The following is a 15098-nucleotide window of genomic DNA, read 5'->3' as shown; positions in this document are numbered from 1 at the left end:
TGCTATGCCTCAACGCGCGCGAACGCTTGCGTCAGATCATCGATCAGGTCTTGCGGGTCTTCCAGTCCGATGTGCAGGCGCACGATCGGGCCGGCTGCAGACCAATCCGTGCAGGTGCGCGTGCCCGCCACGTTGCTGACTGTCGCAAGGCTCTCGAAGCCGCCCCATGATGCGCCGATGCCAAACAGCGCGAGGGCATCGACGAAGCGCCCGGCGGTTTGCAGATCGGCTTGGGCAAATTCGAACGAGACCAGTCCGTTGGTACCGGTGCAATCGCGTTGCCAGAGGGCGTGGCCGGGGTCGTCGGGAAGAGCGGGGCAGAAGACCCGTGCGACTTCCGGCCGTGCCAGCAGCCAGCGCGCAATCTCCAGCGCGTGGCGTTCGTGCATGGCGAGGCGCGCGGCCAGCGTGCGCGTGCCGCGCAGCACGAGATAGGCATCGTCAGGGCTGACCGCCACGCCTTGGGCGTCGCACATCGTGGCGAGCGTTTGCCAGCACGCCTGTGTGGTGGTCACCGTGCCCATCATCACGTCGGAGTGGCCGCTCAGGTACTTGGTCGCCGCCATGATCGACACGTCGGCGCCCAGTGTGAGTGGGTGGTATTGCAGACCGGAGCCCCACGTGTTGTCGGCGACGACCAGCGCCCCATGGCGATGCGCAATCTCAGCGAGCGCGGGCAGATCGCACATCTCATAGACAAGCGAGCCGGGGCATTCCACGTAGACGAGCTTGGTCGTCGGTTTGAGCTGCTGTGCGACATCGCTGCCGTCGGCGTAGAAATACGTCACCTCCACGCCCCACGGGCGCAGGAACGTATCGACGAAATGACGCAGCGGCTGGTAGACGCAATCGGCAATCAATACGTGATCACCTGGGCGCGCGAAGGCCAGGAAAACCATCGAGATGGCGGCCAGGCCAGTCGGGAATAGCCGCGTGCGATAGCCGCCTTCGAGTTGCGCGACAACATCTTCCAGCGCAAAGCCCGTGGGGTTGCCGCGCGCGCCGTAGGTAAACATGCGTTCGGTGCCGCGACGGCGGCGCGCGTCGTTCATCTCGCCCATCGAATCGAACAGCACGGTGGAGGCGCGCACAACGGGCGGGTTGACGGCTCGGCCGCCTTCAAAAACTGGCGAGGTGCCGCCCTTGACGAGGCGAGTCGCGAGTCGGGTTGCCAGTGGTGGTTCGATTTTCTGCGATGACATGGTGAGTGGGCCTCGAAGGTTGAGCGTCATGACTGCGCGGCGCCGGCGCCCACGCGGAAGGCGCCAAGTTCCTGCGCATCGAGCTGGGCGAGGAGGCCGGTTTCCCAGGCCAGGTATTGCCTGGCCGCAGCCTTGTTGCCGTCGTGCCGATCATGCACGAAGAAGAGATAGTCGATGCAATCGGCGTCGGGCGGTGCGCTGTCGGAAGCTTCGGTGGCGTAGCCGGCGGCAGTCCACGCGGCAATGCCGCCGGCTAGCAGTTTGAGACGCGATGCGGCCTGCGGCGCGTGTGCGGCCCAATCTGCTGCGGCGAGCTGTGCGATGCGCGGGTCGTCGGCAATCAACACGGTATCGCAATCAGCGGCCAGGGCCGGCAGGCGCGGGCGAATGGCCCAGGTAGCGCCAGGCACATGGGCACGGCGGAAGGCCATGCTGGGGCGCAAGTCGATGACGTGCGTGGTGCCCGCCGCCAGCGGGCCGGCGAGTGCCTGCGCGCTGATCTCGGGCAACGGCTGCGGCAGCGTGGTCGTGGGCGCCGGCAGGCTCGCATTGCTGTTCAACCCATCACGCAGCACATAGGCATCGTGACCGAGTTGCCGCAGCCAGCTCGCAACGATTGGCGCGCGCACGCCGTCGGCGTCGAACAACACAAGGCGGGCATGGCGCACGCCGACGTACTGATCGGTTGCCTGGATCAACTGGCCGCCCGGCGCATGCTGTGCACCCGGCAGGCTGCCGTTGGCGAACTCCTCGGGTGTGCGGACATCGCAGAGGAAGAGGCTGTGTTCGCCTTGCGCAACCCAGCGTGCGAGCGTGGCCGCATCCACCTCGGGTACGGCAAAACGTGCGGCGAGTTGCTGACTGGCCTCGCGCATGTCCTTGACGGTGGCGGGCGGCACGACGTCGGGATAACGGCGCGTGCTGCCGTGCTCCAGAGGCAGGTCTTCCAAGTACCAGCCTTGCGTTCCGTTCTCCAGTGCCATTACCGGGTTCGGGATGCCCAGGTTGATCAGCGTCTGAGCGCCGATGATGCTGCGTGTGCGGCCCGCACAGTTGACGACGATCGGCGTGGTTGCATCGGGGACAAGCTCGCGGATGCGCAGCCCCAGTTCGCCGTTCGGGCAGCAGATCGACGACGGGATCGTCATCTTCAGATATTCGCTGACGGGGCGGCCGTCGACGATGACGACGTCGTCGCCGCGTTCGCGCATGGCCGCAAGCTCGCGCGCCGTGACGCGTGGCGTGTGGTACGCCATCTCGACGAGTTCACCGAAGGTTTTGGACGGCACGTTGACGCCGGCAAACAGTGTGAAGCCCGCGTGTCTCCAGCCTTGTGCGCCGCCTTGCAGCACGTGCACATTGGTGTAGCCGATGGCGGTCAGTCGTTCGGCCGCGCGGTCGGCAACGCCATCGTTGTCGTCATAAACGACCACGCGCACGGCGCGGCGAGGCGCGAGCCGCGGGACATCGATCTCAAGACGGCTGTATGGCAGCGGGATGGCGTAGAAGAGGTGGGCTTCGCCGTACTGGCCGTGCTCGCGCACGTCGAACAGCGCGATCTCGGCGCCGTCGTGCAGCCACGCTTTCAAGGTCTGGGCGGTAACGAACGATGTCATATCGATGCGAAACGAATCAAAAGGGTGAGCGCGCCCCTCCGCGCACGCAGCGCGGATTACAGGCAACGCGATTCGGGTTGCGGCTAGGCGGTTAGCGGCGCGTCTTCACGCCGATGCCCATGGTCTGGTAGCGGCCGGTCGCCAGGTCGAACGTGATGCGCTCGGTCAGCGTTTCGAGTGCGCGTCCGTACATGTGCAGATGGCGGATGGGCGCCTCGCCCTTGATCTCAACCGCGTGGATGTCTTCGGCTGCCAGCGCGATGCCGGTACCGGGTTCGACGACGACGGTGTCGGTCATTTCCAGCGTGCCGACGCCGGGTGTGGCGCGGTCGTCGGTGCGGCGGTAGACGTAGTTGTATTCCGTGCCGTCCACGGCGGCGATGCAGGCCCACGTGGTGTGGTTGTGCGGCGTGATCTTCTTGCCCGGGCGCATGACGTTCAGGTACAGCGCGTAGGTCTGGTCGGCATCTTCGTGAATCAGGTAGCGGGCTTGCAGCTCGCCGTCGCTGGGAGGCGGGAAGTCGGTTTCCTGCCAGAACTCCGTGCGTGCGGCGAGTCCTTTGACCTGTTCGAGCACGTCCGCCAGTGCGGGGCGTGTTTCACCTTCGGGTGCAAGTGCGGCTTTCATGGCGGTAATCGCATCATTGACTGCCGCTTGGCGTTGGTGAGGAAGAGATGTGGACATGGATGGATTCTCCTGAGGTATTGGGGCGCCTTGCGTTGTATTACGTGGCGTTGTTGTCGTTGTCGTTGTCGGTGTCAGGCGACGAGTTCAGCTATGCGCGGGGCCGGCCGCAGGACGTCTTGCAGAAAGCGCTGCGCACGCGCGTGCTTCGGTCGGCTGAAGAACTGGTCAGGCGGCGAGTCCTCCAGCAACTCGCCCTGGTCCATGAACCAGACACGGCTCGACACATCGCGCGCGAAGCCCATTTCGTGGGTGACGATCATCATCGTGAGACCGTCGTCTGCCAGCTGGCGCATCACGTGCAGAACCTCTTGCACCATCTCGGGGTCGAGCGCGCTGGTCGGCTCATCAAACAGCATGAGCGGCGGCTTCATCGCCAGCGCCCGCGCAATTGCCACGCGCTGCTGCTGGCCGCCCGAGAGGTTCGCGGGCATCGCGTCGATCTTGTGGGCAAGGCCGACCTTGGCAAGCAGCGCTTCGGCTTGCGCCGTCGCTTCGTCGCGCGACAGACCGAGCACTTTGGTTGGCCCGAGGATCAGGTTCTGCCGCACCGACAGGTTCTGGAACAGGTTGAAATTCTGGAACACGAAGCCGATGCGCGCACGCAATTGGTTGACGCGTACATCGCGTGCATGGACATCGCGTCCTTCGAAGCGGATACATCCGCCGTGGATGGCTTCCAGCCGCGTGACCGTGCGGATCAGCGTGGATTTGCCCGAGCCCGAGGGGCCGCACACCACAACGACTTCACCGCGTTCGATGGTGGCATTGATGCCTTTGAGCGCGTGGTAGTCGTCGTAGTACTTGTCGACGTTTTCAAATGCCAGCATGGGATGTGGTCTCCGGCAAGGGATTGTTCCTAGGCGAGCCCTGCGCGATGGCGGGCAATGCGGCGCTCCAGCTGCCCCGCGAAGCGCGAGATGGCGAAGCACAGAACGAAGTAGAAGGCTGCCAGCACGAGGAAGGTCTCCAGTGGCTTGGTCAGCGTGATGGTGTTGACCTGCGCCGCCGAGTACGTCAGCTCCGGCACGCCAATCACATAGGCGAGCGACGTTGCCTTGATGATCGACACGAACTGGTTGACGATCGACGGCAGCATGTTGGTCAGCGCTTGCGGCAGCTGTACGTAGCGCATGCTCTGCAGCCAGGACAGGCCGTTCGAGCGCGCTGCTTCCATCTGCCCGCGCGGCAGGCCCTCGAGCCCGGCGCGCACGATCTGCGAGAGGAATGCGCTCTCGTAGACGATGATCGCGCAGACGGCCGTGGTGAACGCCGACACTTCCTTGCCCACCAGCAGCGGCACCGCAAAGTAGGCCCAGAAGATGATCATCAGCAGCGGAATGCCGCGCACCAGGCGAGACCAAACACCGGCAATACGACGCAGCCAGCGCCACGGGCTCACGTGCGCCAGGCCGATCAGCACTGCAATCGGAAACGACATCACCAGGCCCAGCACCGAAAGCACCAGTGTCACCGCCACGCCGCCCAGCGGCCCATTCGGCCACGACCCGACCAGAAACAACGCCAGATAGTCATGCAGGATTTCAAGCATGGCGTCAGACCCCCAGTGGCGTCGTGCGTCGCTTGGCAACGCGATCCGACAGCGACATCAGCGCAAGCGTGCCGAGCAGATACAGCAGCGTGGCGATGAGGAACACATCAAACGTGCGGAAGGTGAGGTTGTCGATCTGCCGCGTGCGGTAGAGCAACTCGTGCACGCCGATGGCCATCGCCAGCGAGCTGTTCTTGAACAGCAACAGCGCCTGGTTGAGCAGTGCTGGCAGCGCCACACGAATCCCCTGCGGCAGGATCACGTAACGCAGCGCCTGCAGATGCGTCAGCCCGATCGACCACGCCGCCTCCTGCTGCGTATGCGGGATCGCACGCAGGCCGGAGCGCAGGTCTTCGGAGATGAACGCGCCCGAGTTCAGTGCCAGGGCAATCGCCGCGAAGAAGAACTCGGTGTTGCCGGCGTTGATCCATACCTTGAGCGAGTCCGGCAGCAACTGCGGGATGCCGAAATACCACACCAGGATCTGCACCAGCATCGGCACGTTGCGGTGGTATTCGACAACCACAATGACGAACGCCTTGAACACGCGCACCGGCAGCGCACGCAGCGTTGCCAGTGAAACGCCAACGGCGATGGCCAGCAGGCCCGAGACGACAAACAGACGCAACGTGGTCAGGATGCCGTCCCGCAGCAGGCGCAGGTAGCCGTCTTCGAGCAGGAACGAGAGATCGAACATGTCGGCCGCCTTGGGCTTACTGCGGCTTGATCGGTTCGACCTTGTAGTCGCGCGAGAACTTGTAGATCGACTTGGCGCCGAGCCACTTGTCGAAGCTCGTCTGCAGGCCGCTGGACTGGTCGTAATCCGCCAGCACCTTGTTGACGGCTGCCATGAGCGCGGGCTCGTTCTTGTTCATCACCACGCCCCAGCGTTCTTCATAGACGGGCGCCGTCAGCAGGCGATATTGCTGGCCGCCTTTCTGCGCTGCCTCGTTGGCAAAGCGCGCCAGCACGAGCTGCCCCGCCACCAGCCCGTCGACCTTGCCTTGCTGCAAAGCGAGATACGCAGACGAAATATCGTGGAAGGTCAGCAGACGCGAATCCGGCAGGCGCGTGACCGACACCGCTGCCGAGCTGGAACCTTCGGATGCGGCGATTTTCTTGTTGGCAAGCTGATCGAGCGTCTGGATGGGCGAATCAGCCCGCACCAGCACGCGGATTGGCGCAACGAAATATTGGTTGCTGAAATCCACTTGCGCGGCACGCGCCGGCATCCACGCTACGGCAGCGGCCAGCACATCCACGCGATGTGTCTTCAGTTCAGGAATGCGTGCGTCGGTTGACAGCGCGCGGTGCTCCAGCTTGACGCCCAGCCCCTTGGCCAACGCGCTGCAGACATCCACGTCAAAGCCGACGATCTGCCGCGTGGCGGCGTCGGGAAAGGCGTAAGGCTCGCTGGCGTTCTGGGTGCCGCAGACCAGCGTGCCGCGCGATTTGATGTCGGTCAGCGCGTCTGCGTGCACCACACCTGCCACGCCCAGCGTGCCCAAGGTCAGCGTCGCAGCGGCTTGTGCCCATTTCCATACCCACATGGTGTTCCTCCTTTGTATGAAACCGATTCAGTGTCGGACCGCGATTCCCCCGCGGCTCAGGTGTCTGCCTGAACGTATTGTTCGTTCAGTGTTATTTGTATTTCCGGCAGGTTATCGGCCAGAATTGCGCAGAACAATTTAATTTTTGGTCGGAACTGATTAGGGCTTCTGAAGTATCGGGATCGAGATGCGAAATCTGGACATCGATTTGCTGCGCACATTCGTAGCGATCGCACAGCACGAGACGTTTGCCGCAGCAGCGGCACGGGTGGGGCGCACGCAGTCTGCGGTCACGCAGCAGATGCAGCGGCTGGAGGAGGAAATGGGCTGCGCGCTGTTCGAGAAGCGCGGCCGCCACAAGATGATGACGCCCGATGGCGTGCGGCTTGTCGCCTATGCGCACAAGATCCTGGCGCTCAACGACCAGGCCGTGCAGGTGATCCAGACCGGCGGCCCAATCGAGAAAATCCGCATCGGCTCACCGCATGATGTGGCCGATTCGATCTTGCCGAATCTGCTGCGGCGGTTGTCCAAGCTGTCGCCGGAATTGCAGATGGAAATCAACGTTGGACGCAGCCCGTTCCTGATGGACGCGTTGCGCGACAAGACGCTAGACCTGGCGATTTCTACGCGCTATGACGATGCGTTTCCCGGCATCAAGCTGCGCACGTCGCCGATGGTGTGGATCTGCGCGGAAGATTTCATCTTTAACCCCGCCGCGCCGGTGCCGCTGGTCATGGCCGACGAGTTGAGCCTGTTCCGCCAGCTGTCGATCGAGTGCCTGGATGCGCACCACATTCCGTGGCGCACGAGTTACCTGTCGCCCACGCTGACGGGCATCAAGGCTGCGATCAGCGCGGGGCTGGGCGTGACGGCGCGCACGACCGAACTGCTCGATGCCAACATGCGTGTGCTGACTGAAGCCGATGGCCTGCCGCGCCTGCCGGAAGTGGCGTTTTATCTGTACGTGCAGCCGACGTGCACCAGTGCCGTCCTGCGCGATCTGTTCGATTCCACCGATCGCGTCGCCACGCGCTTCGGCCCGCCGTTCATGTGAGCGGCATCGCCTCGGCCGTGACCGCAGCGCGGGGGCTGCGCCACTCGGGTGGTTTCCACAGGTAGCGAATGTCCCGATCGCGGAACACGTCTGCCCACATGTCGCGCCATTCGTGGAAGGTGAGGGTGATCGGGTTGTGTGCGTGGACCTGCCGCGTGATGCCAAAGACGGGTGCATCTTCCTCTGGCACGAAGCTGCCGAACATGCGATCCCAGATGGTCAGCACGCCGGCGTAGTTGCGGTCGATGTACTGCGGGTTCTTGGCGTGGTGCACGCGATGCACTGACGGCGTATTCACGTATTGCCCGAGCCAGCGCCAGAAGCCCGCGTAGCGCGAATCCAGCGCGCCCAGCCGCGTATGGACGAAAAACTGGAACGCGAGGTTCAGGCCCACGGCGAGGATCACCCAGTCCGGCGTAAAGCCGATCCACGCAAGAGGAATCCAGAACAGCCACATGCCGGAAATCGGATAGGTCAGGCTCTGGCGGAACGCCGTCGAAAAATTCATGCCTTCCGACGAGTGATGCGTCACATGCGAGGCCCACATCCAGCGCACGCGGTGGCTGGCGCGGTGGAAGAAGTAGTACAGAAAATCCTGCAGCAGCAGGAGCAACCCGAATGACCACCACGTCTCGGGCATCGCACGCAGGCCGTGGCTGTACGTCCACGAATAGACCGTCTTGATCATCAGCCACAGGAAGAACGCATCCGACGCCTGGTGCATGAGCGCAAGGCAGGCGTTTGAAACGGTGTCCTTGAAGCTGTAGACGGACGGATCCCGCTTGCGCCAGTACCACGCCTCAGCGCCGATGGTCAGTAAGAAGATCGGCGCAAAGGCCAGCAGGATCAGGCCTGGGTCGAAACTGGATGCGCCCGGGGTGGCGTTGGCAGGGGTCATTGGATTGTTGTGATGTGTGTCGTCTCCAACTGGCAGGTATACGCCCAACACCCGCGCTGCGAAAGAGGGCGGGCTAGAGCCCTTCCTCGCTTCAATGCGCTGTCGTGTACAGTGCGAGCCGTTATTCCCACAACAACATCCGAGACATGCAATCCACCGTTTCCATCGCGCCTCAGGCTGAAGTCCAACCGAACGTGATCGCCGAAGTACGCGGCGGCATCGGCTGGCTGACGCTGAACCGGCCACAGGCGCTTAACGCGCTGTCGCTGGAGATGATCCGCGCGATGTCGCATGCGTTGCTGGCCTGGCAGCACGATCCGGAAGTCCACGCCGTCATCCTACGTGGCGAGGGCGGCAAGGCCTTGTGTGCGGGCGGCGACATTCGTTTCTTCCACCGCGCCGCCACGGCCGGCGACCCGCAACTCATCACCTTCTTCACGGAGGAATACCGCCTCAACCACCTCATCTTCAGCTATGCCAAGCCCTACATCGCTCTGATGGACGGCGTGGTGATGGGCGGTGGTATGGGCATTTCGCAAGGCGCATCGCTGCGTGTGGTGACCGAGCGCACGAAGATGGCCATGCCCGAAACCAACATCGGTTTGTTCCCAGATGTGGGCGGCGGTTGGTTCTTGGCGCGCGTGCCGGGCCATGTGGGCGAATACCTGGGCGTGACCGGGCAGATGATTGAGGCGGCCGACGCGCTGTCGGTCGGCTTCGCCGACTGCCACGTCACCGCCGAGGCGCTGGCGGCCATCGTCCAGCGCCTGCGTGACGGCAACTGGAGCAGCGCCGAGCAGATCGCTGCCTGCTTTACCGAAGCCGCATCGGCGCCCGATGATGCCAAGGCGCTCATCGCGCCTCACCGCGAGGCTATCGATGACTGCTTCAGTCAGAACAGCGTGCAAGGCATCTTCGCCGATCTGGCCGGCAGCACGGATGCCGAATGGGCCGCACAGACCGCCGCGCACATGGCCAAGCGCTCGCCGTTGATGATGGCGGTGACGCTGGAGCTGATCCGTCGCGGCCGCCACACCACGTTGGCAGATGAACTACGCCGCGAGCTGGACATGATGACGCACGTGTTTGCTGAAGGCGACGGTATCGAGGGCATTCGCGCACTCGCGGTCGACAAGGATCATGCGCCAAAGTGGAAGCACGCGAACATCGACGCCGTGCGTGACGATGAAGTGGCTGCGTTCTTTATCTCGCCGTGGCGCCATGAGCAGCATCCGCTGCTGGGGCTGACGGACTAGAACCGGTAAACTGCGCGCCTGGAATTTGAATCGTTGATCTTGCTGTGACCGCTGAACGCCCCACGCTCAACCCTCGCCGCTTGTCGGTGGCCCCGATGATGGATTGGACTGACCGACATTGCCGGTTCTTCCATCGCCAGATCTCGCGCCACACGTGGCTCTACACGGAAATGGTGACCACCGGCGCGCTGCTGCACGGCGACGTCCCGCGCCACCTCGATTTCGACGAGGTCGAGCACCCCGTGGCACTGCAGCTCGGCGGCAGCGAACCTGATGATCTCGCCCAGGCCGCGCGCCTCGGCCAGCAATGGGGCTACAAGGAAATCAACCTCAACTGCGGCTGCCCGTCGGAGCGCGTGCAGCGAGGCGCGTTCGGCGCGTGCCTGATGGCCGAACCGAAGCTCGTCGCCCAGGGTGTCAAGGCGATGCGCGACGCGGTGTCGATTCCGGTCACGGTCAAGCACCGCATCGGCATCGACGCCATCGAGACCTACGATTTCGTGCGCGATTTCGTCGGCACCATCGCCGAGGCCGGCTGCGAGACATTCATCGTCCACGCGCGCAACGCCATCCTCAAAGGCCTGAGCCCGAAGGAAAACCGCGAGATTCCGCCGCTGCGCTACGAAGTCGTCTACCAGCTCAAGCGGGATTTTCCGCATCTGGAAATCCTGCTTAACGGCGGGGTGCAGACGCTGGAGCAGATCGACACGCACCTTGCGCACGTTGATGGCGTCATGATCGGCCGCGAGGCGTATCACCATCCGCATCTGATGGCGGTGTTCGATGCGCGGTACTACGGCGCAGGCACCGAGGCCCTCACGCGCGCAGAGGTGGAAGACGCGATGATCGGCTACGTCGGCCGCTGGGTAGAGCGCGGCGGCTTCGCTGGGGCGGCGGTGCGCCATATGCTGGGGCTGTATCGCGGCGTGGCGGGCGCGCGGGGCTGGCGGCGCGTGCTGTCGGATTCCAAGGCGCTTGGCCGCGTCAAGACGCTGGCCGACGCCCACGCGCTCTTCGACGAGGCGCGGGCGCACCTGCGGCGCGGCGAAGAATCGAACGATGAGGCGGTAGCGGTTTGACGCACGAAGGGGTGGGGTGCCCCGACCGTTGAATGCAAAAAAGCCCGCGAATGCGGGCTTTTTCTTGAATCTTGGGGTGACTGATGGGATTCGAACCCACGACAACCAGAATCACAATCTGGGACTCTACCAACTGAGCTACAGCCACCATTGTTCCTTGAGCAGCGCCTCGCCGTTCAAGGAAACAGCGATTATACAAACATTCTTTCGACTTGCCTAGAGGGTTTCGCAAGGGAGTTCAACGAGCTTCCGCCACGACCGTTCCCTGGTGGTACACAATCTTCCAGCCATCCGCTGTTCGCCGCCACAACGTCGCCCGGCGCGTCGTCCGGTTCGATTGCACCAGCGTGTACGTCAGCAAGTAGTTGTCCGGCGCAATCTCCTGGCAGCGGAAATCGCGCGTTTGCCAGAAGTCCTCGCCGATATGGCCGTGCCGGGCATCGAGAACGCCGAGCACATAGCTGCGGCTATACCGCTGACCCGAGGCGCCTGTTTCCCAGAAATCTTCCGTGGTCATGCGCTCAAAATCTTCGCGGCGCGTGCCTAATTCGGGGCGATGGAAGATCGGTTCGCGCCGGCGCAGTTCTTCCAGCACGCTCAGCAGACCGGGGGCGGTATCAAGAGACGGTTCCATGCGGCAAGCCTCCTGGGAAAGTTCCAAGCATACCGCGCAGCGAGCGTGGCTTAGCGTTTTTCGCGGTGCACAATGCATGGCTTGTGCTTCGCCCCTATGATGGCGCCTTTCCCTTTTCCGGAAACCACTCCGATGCAACGCACTGCCCGTATTGGCCTGTCTTCGCTGACGATCGCACTGTCGCTGGCTTGCGGCACCGGCGCCTTTGCCGCCACGCTTCAGAAACCGCAACTCGATGCGCTGCTCGCCGCCGAACAATCCAAGGCATCTGCTGACCTGAACAGCTTTCTAGCGGCAGCCGCCAAGGCTGATCCGCGGGTCGCAGGCAGTGTTGCCGCGTACCAGAAGAAGGCCGCGCTCACTGGCGACGACCTCGTCAACATCGGGCGTCTGCTCGGTCTGTACAACCGCCTGCACAACCAGCAGGCCGTGATCGCCTCGATCGAGAAGATGGTCGCGCTGCCCACGGTGCGCGACGACAAGATTCCGCAGTACGAAAACCCTGCCATCGTCGCGTTTGGGAAGCTGATCGAAGGCATGGCGCACGACTTTGGCCTGAAATACCGCAACGTCGATAACCGTGTATTTGAAGTCACGCTGCCCGGCACCGGTTCGGACGAATTCGGCATCCTGACACACGCTGATGTCGTACCCGCAAAGCCTGAAGAATGGGTGCTCGGCGACGGCACGAAGCTCGATCCGTTCAAGGTCACGCGCGTCGGCAATTTGCTGTACGGCCGCGGCACGATTGACGACAAAGGCTCGATTGCCGCCGCCATGTACGCCATGAAAACGGTCAAGGACAGCGGCGTGCCGCTCGCGCGGACGATCCGTCTGATGATCGAAACCACCGAAGAAACGGGTGGCGATGGCATGAAGTACTACCGCGAGCACACGCAATTGCCTGCGTACAACATCGTGCTCGACAGCAAATACCCGGCCGTGGTTGCCGAGAAAGGCACCGGCGCGCTGAAGGTGTTCTTCCCTGCGCAGGCCGGCGATGCCTCGCATACGGCCATCGTTTCGATGACGGGCGCGGCGTCGGCCAGCTCGGTCCCGCAGACGGCCACCGCCACGCTCAAGGGCGGCGATCTGGGCGTGGCAGCCGCCGCGCTCGAAGCCAAGCGCGATGCGTTCGTGAGCAGCTTGGCCGCACAGGGCAAGTTTTCGATCGACATCACACGCACCGCAGACAGCCTTGTCGTTAAGGTGACCGGCACGTCGGCGCACGGCTCGCGCCCGGAGGAGGGCGTCAACCCGCTGCCGCGTCTGGCGCTGTTCCTGCGGGCAGCTGATCTCGGCCTCGCAGACAACGCTTACGCCCACGCCGTGCGCTATCTGACCGACCTTTATGGCACGGACTACCTCGGCAACACCATGGGCCTTGCCTACAAGGACGACTTCATGGGGCCCCTCACCATCTCGCCTACGGTGATCGGTGACAAGAACGGCCGCGTGGAGGTGACCGCCAACGTGCGCATGCCGCGCGGCAAAACGCCCGACGCGCTGCGCGGTGAGATCGCCGGCAAGATCAACGCGTGGGCCAACGCCAACCACGTCGCCCTTGAGATCAACCACGATCAGGGCAACTGGATGGCGCGTGATCCTAAGGGGGCATGGTTGTCGACGCTGCTCAACATTTACGGTGACACGACGGGTCTTGACGCCAAGCCCGTCCCCACGGCCGGCAGCACGACCGCCAAGCTGATGCCGAATGCCATCAACTTCGGCCCCGCGATGCCCGGCAAGAAGTACACCGCGCACAACGCCAATGAGTACAAGGAAGTGCCGGACCTCGACCTCGATATGCAGATGTTCACCGAGATGCTGGTACGTATCGGCAATCTGCAGTCGATGCAGTAAACGAGACGCGATCGCCATGAAGATCATTCGCGCCAAGTCGTTCACTGCCGAGCGTGCCTGGGGCGCGCTCGACATTGCCAATATGAGCGGCATTACCACGCGCCTGCATTGGACGGACCAGCCTTATCGCTGGCATGTGAACGACGGCGAAGAGGTGTTCGTGGTGCTCGACGGCACGGTCGACATGCATTACCGCGAAGCCGGCGAAGAGAAGGTCGCGACGCTGGAGCACGGCGACATCTTCTTTGCCGGCGTTGGCTGCGAGCATGTGGCGCACCCGCGCGGCGAGGCAAGAATTCTCGTCGTCGAGAAAGCCGGGAGCGTTTAGCGGCTCGCCGGATGGTTGCAGCGAAAAAAAAGCCCGCAACTGCGGGCTTTGAATTCAGCGATCTCATTGCCCCTGAGGGCACTGGCAATACTACTGTCACGTACGCCAAACAACATCCGGGTAAACGTCCGTTTTGCTGACGGAACATCGTTGAATGTGCCGCTGCAGCAACTTGCGAACAGAAAAAACAGCCCGCTCAAACGGCGGGCCGAAAATCAGTTGAAGAAAGCCCTGTCCTCAGGGCACGGCAAGTGTATGAAATCAGTTGCGGCGACAGCATTGGGGTATGCCCTGATCGGCCGCGGCGGCGCCCTTCACAGCCCTTCATCGTCTTACTTTCCCTCAGCAGCTTTCGGCGCCAGCAGTACGTGAAGCCGCCGGAATCGCATCGAGCATGCGGCAGATGGCGGCCATGCTGCCAACCATCGTGCGGCGTTGCTCCCCCTGATAGATGCGCACGCCCTGGGTTTGGCGGAAAGGTACCGGCTGTACCGGGCGGCGGCGGGAAGACATCGATCCGAGTCGCATGGCAGACCTCGTGAGTTCGGGTGGAAAAGCGAGTGGCAAGACTCCGCCCTGGCGAGCCGATGGCTCACCTCCAGGTTGGATCAAACAGCGAAGGTTTGGCGCTGAGATGCGCCGGAGACTTACGGAGCAGCAGGCCGGATCAGACCGACGGCCAAGCCCTCCAGGTGAAACTCATCACGATCCAGATCAACGTGGATCGGTTCGAAATCCGGGTTTTCGGCAATCAGCTCGACATGGCGGCCCTTGCGCTGGAAGCGCTTGACCGTGACGTCGTCACCCAGTCGAGCCACCACGATCTTGCCGTTGGTGGCTTCGGCGGCGCGCTGCACGGCCAGGAGATCGCCATCCAGAATGCCGGCGTCGCGCATGCTCATGCCACGCACCTTCAGCAGAAAATCGGGCTGCGCAGAGAACAGGGACGGGTCGACCTGATACTGGCGATCAATGTGCTCTGCGGCCAGGATTGGACTACCGGCAGCCACGCGGCCCACCAGCGGCAGCGTCAATTGCATCAGCCCCATCGACGGCAGCGAGAACTGATGCTGTGCCGCGTCGCCGGCTGCACGCAGTCGAATGCCGCGAGAGGCGCCCGGCGTCAGTTCGATCACACCCTTGCGTGCCAGCGCACGCAGGTGTTCCTCGGCCGCATTGGGCGATGAGAAACCGAACTCTGCGGCAATCTCGGCGCGTGTGGGCGGAAAGCCCGTGCGCTGGATCGTCTGGCGGATCAGGTCGTAAATCTGCTGTTGGCGAGGGGTGAGGGCGGCCATTGGCGTACTGTATATTTGAACAGGTGCTGTGATTTTATACAGTGATGCGGGAAGCGCAAGTGATTTTGTTGTGACGTGTT

General features: G+C 63.2%; 16 protein-coding genes and 1 tRNA gene. 5 read left to right on the top strand and 12 right to left on the bottom strand.

The features are described 5' to 3' along the window. Nucleotides 1-2: 2 nt before the first annotated feature. The 7 genes from metC to ACEN9T_RS18475 form a co-directional block, all read right to left on the bottom strand. Nucleotides 3-1202: a cystathionine beta-lyase gene (metC, locus tag ACEN9T_RS18505; RefSeq protein WP_413706720.1), complete on the bottom strand. Its 1200-nt coding sequence runs from the start codon at nt 1200-1202 to the stop codon at nt 3-5. Between the two features lie 26 nt (nt 1203-1228). After that, on the bottom strand, nt 1229-2818 hold the full coding sequence (locus ACEN9T_RS18500) for a rhodanese-like domain-containing protein (protein WP_413706719.1): 1590 nt from the start codon (nt 2816-2818) through the stop codon (nt 1229-1231). 91 nt (nt 2819-2909) lie between these two features. Next, nucleotides 2910-3503: a cysteine dioxygenase family protein gene (locus ACEN9T_RS18495; protein WP_092971403.1), complete on the bottom strand. Its 594-nt coding sequence runs from the start codon at nt 3501-3503 to the stop codon at nt 2910-2912. A gap of 74 nt (nt 3504-3577) precedes the next feature. Next, nucleotides 3578-4333: an amino acid ABC transporter ATP-binding protein gene (locus tag ACEN9T_RS18490; RefSeq protein WP_092971402.1), complete on the bottom strand. Its 756-nt coding sequence runs from the start codon at nt 4331-4333 to the stop codon at nt 3578-3580. Between the two features lie 29 nt (nt 4334-4362). Next, nucleotides 4363-5055, bottom strand: coding sequence for an amino acid ABC transporter permease (locus ACEN9T_RS18485; protein WP_024975903.1), 693 nt, complete (start codon nt 5053-5055; stop codon nt 4363-4365). Between the two features lie 4 nt (nt 5056-5059). Beyond that, nucleotides 5060-5752 (bottom strand): amino acid ABC transporter permease, encoded by a 693-nt coding sequence (locus ACEN9T_RS18480; protein ID WP_413706718.1) that lies wholly within the window; start codon nt 5750-5752, stop codon nt 5060-5062. Nucleotides 5753-5768: 16 nt separating this feature from the next. Then, the gene (locus tag ACEN9T_RS18475; RefSeq protein ID WP_092971871.1) at nt 5769-6605 is read right to left on the bottom strand and encodes a transporter substrate-binding domain-containing protein; all 837 of its coding nucleotides are present in this window, start codon (nt 6603-6605) and stop codon (nt 5769-5771) included. A 187-nt stretch (nt 6606-6792) separates the two neighbouring features. Between ACEN9T_RS18475 and ACEN9T_RS18470 the strand changes: the two genes are divergently transcribed. Continuing rightward, nucleotides 6793-7662 (top strand): LysR substrate-binding domain-containing protein, encoded by an 870-nt coding sequence (locus ACEN9T_RS18470; protein ID WP_012435357.1) that lies wholly within the window; start codon nt 6793-6795, stop codon nt 7660-7662. On the opposite strand, the gene ACEN9T_RS18465 is transcribed toward ACEN9T_RS18470, so the two are convergent. Further along, nucleotides 7655-8560: a sterol desaturase family protein gene (locus ACEN9T_RS18465; RefSeq protein WP_413706717.1), complete on the bottom strand. Its 906-nt coding sequence runs from the start codon at nt 8558-8560 to the stop codon at nt 7655-7657. The two genes, ACEN9T_RS18470 and ACEN9T_RS18465, sit on opposite strands and share 8 nt — an antisense overlap. Before the next feature lie 146 nt (nt 8561-8706). Here ACEN9T_RS18465 and ACEN9T_RS18460 point away from each other — a divergent pair, with 146 nt between their 5' ends. Both ACEN9T_RS18460 and dusA read left to right on the top strand, forming a co-directional pair. Next, nucleotides 8707-9816, top strand: a complete 1110-nt coding sequence (locus ACEN9T_RS18460; RefSeq protein ID WP_413706716.1) for an enoyl-CoA hydratase/isomerase family protein — start codon at nt 8707-8709, stop codon at nt 9814-9816. A 95-nt stretch (nt 9817-9911) separates the two neighbouring features. Continuing rightward, entirely contained in the window at nt 9912-10895 is a 984-nt protein-coding gene (dusA, locus tag ACEN9T_RS18455) for a tRNA dihydrouridine(20/20a) synthase DusA (protein WP_413708477.1), read from the top strand. Between the two features lie 72 nt (nt 10896-10967). Here dusA and ACEN9T_RS18450 read toward each other — a convergent pair. Continuing rightward, a tRNA-His gene (locus tag ACEN9T_RS18450) sits at nt 10968-11043 on the bottom strand. Between the two features lie 90 nt (nt 11044-11133). Next, nucleotides 11134-11529, bottom strand: coding sequence for a DUF4440 domain-containing protein (locus ACEN9T_RS18445; protein WP_092971397.1), 396 nt, complete (start codon nt 11527-11529; stop codon nt 11134-11136). A gap of 132 nt (nt 11530-11661) precedes the next feature. On the opposite strand from ACEN9T_RS18445, the gene ACEN9T_RS18440 reads away from it, so the two are divergent. Together ACEN9T_RS18440 and ACEN9T_RS18435 are read left to right on the top strand one after the other, a co-directional pair. Then, entirely contained in the window at nt 11662-13392 is a 1731-nt protein-coding gene (locus ACEN9T_RS18440; protein WP_092971396.1) for a dipeptidase, read from the top strand. A 16-nt stretch (nt 13393-13408) separates the two neighbouring features. After that, complete coding sequence (locus ACEN9T_RS18435; RefSeq protein ID WP_092971395.1) at nt 13409-13720, top strand: cupin domain-containing protein; 312 nt, start codon at nt 13409-13411, stop codon at nt 13718-13720. Nucleotides 13721-14062: 342 nt separating this feature from the next. On the opposite strand, the gene ACEN9T_RS18430 is transcribed toward ACEN9T_RS18435, so the two are convergent. Together ACEN9T_RS18430 and lexA are read right to left on the bottom strand one after the other, a co-directional pair. Next, nucleotides 14063-14248 carry a hypothetical protein gene (locus ACEN9T_RS18430; protein WP_004626476.1) on the bottom strand — a complete coding sequence of 62 codons (186 nt, stop codon included), beginning with the start codon at nt 14246-14248 and terminating at the stop codon, nt 14063-14065. A 119-nt stretch (nt 14249-14367) separates the two neighbouring features. Beyond that, nucleotides 14368-15018, bottom strand: a complete 651-nt coding sequence (gene lexA, locus ACEN9T_RS18425; protein WP_092971394.1) for a transcriptional repressor LexA — start codon at nt 15016-15018, stop codon at nt 14368-14370. Nucleotides 15019-15098 lie beyond the last annotated feature (80 nt).

The organism is Ralstonia sp. Ralssp110, assembly GCF_047325135.1.
Classification (GTDB): Bacteria; Pseudomonadota; Gammaproteobacteria; order Burkholderiales; family Burkholderiaceae; genus Ralstonia; species Ralstonia mojiangensis.
This window is presented reverse-complemented; position numbering and strand designations above follow the sequence as displayed.

What these genes read in the sequence shown, in the direction of transcription:
- ACEN9T_RS18485 (WP_024975903.1), bottom strand. Translation starts at nt 5,055, where the DNA reads ATGCTTGAAATCCTGCATGACTATCTGGCGTTGTTTCTGGTCGGGTCG.
- ACEN9T_RS18495 (WP_092971403.1), bottom strand. Translation starts at nt 3,503, where the DNA reads ATGTCCACATCTCTTCCTCACCAACGCCAAGCGGCAGTCAATGATGCG.
- ACEN9T_RS18430 (WP_004626476.1), bottom strand. Translation starts at nt 14,248, where the DNA reads ATGCGACTCGGATCGATGTCTTCCCGCCGCCGCCCGGTACAGCCGGTA.
- dusA (WP_413708477.1), top strand. Translation starts at nt 9,912, where the DNA reads ATGATGGATTGGACTGACCGACATTGCCGGTTCTTCCATCGCCAGATC.
- ACEN9T_RS18465 (WP_413706717.1), bottom strand. Translation starts at nt 8,560, where the DNA reads ATGACCCCTGCCAACGCCACCCCGGGCGCATCCAGTTTCGACCCAGGC.
- ACEN9T_RS18490 (WP_092971402.1), bottom strand. Translation starts at nt 4,333, where the DNA reads ATGCTGGCATTTGAAAACGTCGACAAGTACTACGACGACTACCACGCG.
- ACEN9T_RS18500 (WP_413706719.1), bottom strand. Translation starts at nt 2,818, where the DNA reads ATGACATCGTTCGTTACCGCCCAGACCTTGAAAGCGTGGCTGCACGAC.
- ACEN9T_RS18475 (WP_092971871.1), bottom strand. Translation starts at nt 6,605, where the DNA reads ATGTGGGTATGGAAATGGGCACAAGCCGCTGCGACGCTGACCTTGGGC.
- ACEN9T_RS18480 (WP_413706718.1), bottom strand. Translation starts at nt 5,752, where the DNA reads ATGTTCGATCTCTCGTTCCTGCTCGAAGACGGCTACCTGCGCCTGCTG.
- metC (WP_413706720.1), bottom strand. Translation starts at nt 1,202, where the DNA reads ATGTCATCGCAGAAAATCGAACCACCACTGGCAACCCGACTCGCGACT.
- ACEN9T_RS18470 (WP_012435357.1), top strand. Translation starts at nt 6,793, where the DNA reads ATGCGAAATCTGGACATCGATTTGCTGCGCACATTCGTAGCGATCGCA.
- ACEN9T_RS18435 (WP_092971395.1), top strand. Translation starts at nt 13,409, where the DNA reads ATGAAGATCATTCGCGCCAAGTCGTTCACTGCCGAGCGTGCCTGGGGC.
- ACEN9T_RS18445 (WP_092971397.1), bottom strand. Translation starts at nt 11,529, where the DNA reads ATGGAACCGTCTCTTGATACCGCCCCCGGTCTGCTGAGCGTGCTGGAA.
- ACEN9T_RS18460 (WP_413706716.1), top strand. Translation starts at nt 8,707, where the DNA reads ATGCAATCCACCGTTTCCATCGCGCCTCAGGCTGAAGTCCAACCGAAC.
- lexA (WP_092971394.1), bottom strand. Translation starts at nt 15,018, where the DNA reads ATGGCCGCCCTCACCCCTCGCCAACAGCAGATTTACGACCTGATCCGC.
- ACEN9T_RS18440 (WP_092971396.1), top strand. Translation starts at nt 11,662, where the DNA reads ATGCAACGCACTGCCCGTATTGGCCTGTCTTCGCTGACGATCGCACTG.